Here is a 635-nt window from a genome sequence, read left to right as displayed (position 1 = left end):
GTGGCGCTGGGCTTCGGCGCCATCACGCGGCTAGGCACCGCAACGCGCGACACCCGTTTGCTTGGCAGGTAGGAGGCGAGAGCCGAAGCTCCCACCGTAGTCTCAGCCTTCGAAGGCGCCCATCTGGGCGGTTGCGCTGGCGCGGCTGGTGGTCGGGGCCTGGCTCGGAGCCTCGTAGGGCTTCCACTCATTGCCGGTGAGGTGGGCGTAGGCGGAGACCGCGCCCTCGGCGGCGGCCAGGAGAGCGTGCGCCTGGAGACCCATTTCGCCGGCGAAGATGCGAGCGCGCTCAGCCCGGCTTTCAAAGCCGCTCACGCCATCGCGGTCTTCGTCGCGGTCGTCATTAGCGACCTTCGTGGTGAGGTCGCGGGCCTGGGTGACCTTGCCGGTGTAGAACTGGCCGGCCCCGAAGGCGGAGCTGACATAGGCGCCGACGATCCGTTGCAGGTGCATCTCGAGGGCTTTTTCGGAGAGGGGGAGTTCCTTGGAAGCGAGGGCCAGGTGCTCCTCGGTTGCTTCGCGGATGCCGGCGGTGTCGACGGGCTCGAGGCCGAAGGTGCGGGAGAGGTTTTCGGCGAGCGCACTGTGGGGGCACAGGCTGGCGGCAAGTTCGAGGGTGACGGGCTGGCGGGTCC

The 635-nt window shown here is 68.8% G+C and carries 1 protein-coding gene; it reads right to left on the bottom strand.

Annotation, left to right across the window (positions count from 1 at the left end; all coding sequences use genetic code 11):
* Positions 1-102 precede the first annotated feature (102 nt).
* The coding region (locus GSQ92_RS25840) for a hypothetical protein (protein ID WP_216856962.1) at positions 103-635 on the bottom strand (533 nt) is incomplete at its 5' end.

The sequence above is a fragment of the Acidisoma sp. S159 genome (assembly GCF_009766125.1).
In the GTDB taxonomy this organism is placed as follows: domain Bacteria; phylum Pseudomonadota; class Alphaproteobacteria; order Acetobacterales; family Acetobacteraceae; genus Acidisoma.
Note: the sequence above shows the minus strand (reverse complement) of the source record. Positions and strands in the feature narration are given on the sequence as shown.